Below are 2095 nucleotides of genomic sequence, written 5' to 3'. Positions count from 1 at the left end.
ACTGCGCGGCACGAGCCCGAGCACCCGGTCACCCGCCGCGAACTCGGTGACGTCCTCGGCCGTCTCCACGACCACACCGGCGATCTCGCTCCCGATGAACGCCTCACCGGGATACATGCCGAGACCGATCAGGACGTCCCGGAAGTTCACCCCGGCCGCCCGGACCGAGATCCGCACCTGCCCGGACTCCAGCGGCGCGGCGGCCTCCGGCGCCGGAACCAGCGCCAACCCGTCCAGCGTGCCGGTGCCCGAGGTGTCCAGTCGCCAGGCGGGCGCCTCCGTAGGAACCGCCAGGCTCACGCTGGCACCGGTCGCACGCACCAGACGCGGCACCAGCACCCGGCCCTCACGGACCGCCGACTGGGGCTCACCACTGGCCAACGCCGACCGCACCACAGGCGCATCGTCGGCGTCGGCGCTCGGGTCCAGGTCGAGCAGACCGAACCGCTCGGGATACTCGGACTGCGCGGACCGGACAAGCCCCCACACGGGTGCGGTCGCGAGATCAACGCGGTCACTGCCATCGATGGCCACCGCGCCCCGCGTCACGACGACGAGCCGCGACCCGGCCAACCGTTCCTCGGCCAGCCAACTCTGCATCACGGCAAGCACGTTGGCGGTCGTGGTCTCGGGGTCGCCACCGGCGGGCGGGGAGAACTGGACCAGCGGCGGTACGGAGGAGGAGTCGTCGTCGAGGAGGGCCGCGAGATCGACGTAACCACCCTCCTCATCCGCACCGATCACGGCCCAGTCGACCGCCGCATCCCCATCGGCCGACTCGGGCACGCTCTCCCACATCAGTCGATAGAGGGAGTCCGTCTCGGTAACGAGGGACGACGCCAACTGCTCCGCCGTGACAGGTCGCAGCGTCAGGGACTCGGCGCCGGCGATCGGCGCACCGGTGCCGTCGGCGAGGAGCACGGAGAGCGTCTCCCCGCCGCGGAACGTGATCCGGACGCGGGCCGCGGTGGCACCGGACGCGAAGAGCGACACGCCCTCCCACAGGAACGGAAGCCGCAGCCCCTCGCTCGGTTCGGTGGTCGCCAGCACCGCATGCAGGGAAGCGTCCAACAGCGCCGGATGCATCCCGAACGCCCGGGCCTCCGCATGCAGTTCCTCCGCCAACTCCACCTCGGCGAAGAGTTCGTCGCCACGGCGCCAAGCGGCGGTCATGCCCTGGAAGGCGGGGCCGTAGCCGTAACCGGCGGCCTCGGCAGCGGCGTAGAAGCCGGACACGTCCACCGGCTCCGCTCCTGCGGGCGGCCAGACGGTGAGATCGGCGGACGGCTCTGCCGGAGTCTCGGCCAGGACTCCCTCCGCGTGTGCTGTCCACTCCTCGGCCGTCTCCGGACGCGAGTACACGGTGAGCGGGCGCCGCCCGTCCTCGTCGACTGCGCCTACGACGACCTGGACCTGAACTCCCTGCTGTGCGGGGAGGACCAGCGGTGCGTGGAGGGTGAGTTCGGCGAGATGCGCGCAGCCGACCTCGTCCCCGGCGCGGATCGCCAGTTCCACGAAGGCCGTCCCCGGCAGCAGCACGGTCCCCGCCACCGCATGGTCGGCGAGCCAGGAGTGCGTACGCAATGAGAGGCGGCCGGTGAGCATGACCCCGCCGTCGGCGGCGAGGCTGACAGTGGCGCCCAGCAGGGGGTGCCCTGCGACGCCTTGCCCCAGTCCGACGGCGTCGCCTGTGGTGCCGGCGGACTCCAGCCAGTAGCGCTCGCGTTGGAAGGGGTAGGTGGGCAGGTCCACGCGGTGGGGGTTGCGGCCTTCGAAGAGGGCGGCCCAGTCGACATCGACGCCACTCGCCCACAGCCGGGACAGGGCCTGCGTGAACGTCTCCACCTCACCGTGGCCCCGCCGGGTGGCCGGGACGAACAGCCCCTCTGCGCTTTCGGCGGCCATCGCGGTCAGCGTCGCGTCGGGACCCAACTCCAGGAACTTCGTCACCCCGGCATCGGCGAGCGCCTTGATCCCGTCGGCGAAGCGGACCGCTTCGCGCACATGCCGTACCCAGTACTCGGGGGTGCGGATCTCCTCCCCCGCCACCCGGCCCGACAGGTTGGACACGACCGGGATGCGCGGCTCGGCGTAA

Annotated in this window: 1 protein-coding gene; it reads right to left on the bottom strand. The window is 71.8% G+C overall.

From position 1 onward, the window contains the following. A partial coding sequence (locus M8H82_RS36305; RefSeq protein ID WP_250080015.1) for a polyketide synthase dehydratase domain-containing protein occupies positions 1–2095 on the bottom strand: 2095 nt, incomplete at both ends.

The sequence above is a fragment of the Streptomyces sp. YS415 genome, assembly GCF_023544665.1.
In the GTDB taxonomy this organism is placed as follows: domain Bacteria; phylum Actinomycetota; class Actinomycetes; order Streptomycetales; family Streptomycetaceae; genus Streptomyces.
This window is presented reverse-complemented; position numbering and strand designations above follow the sequence as displayed.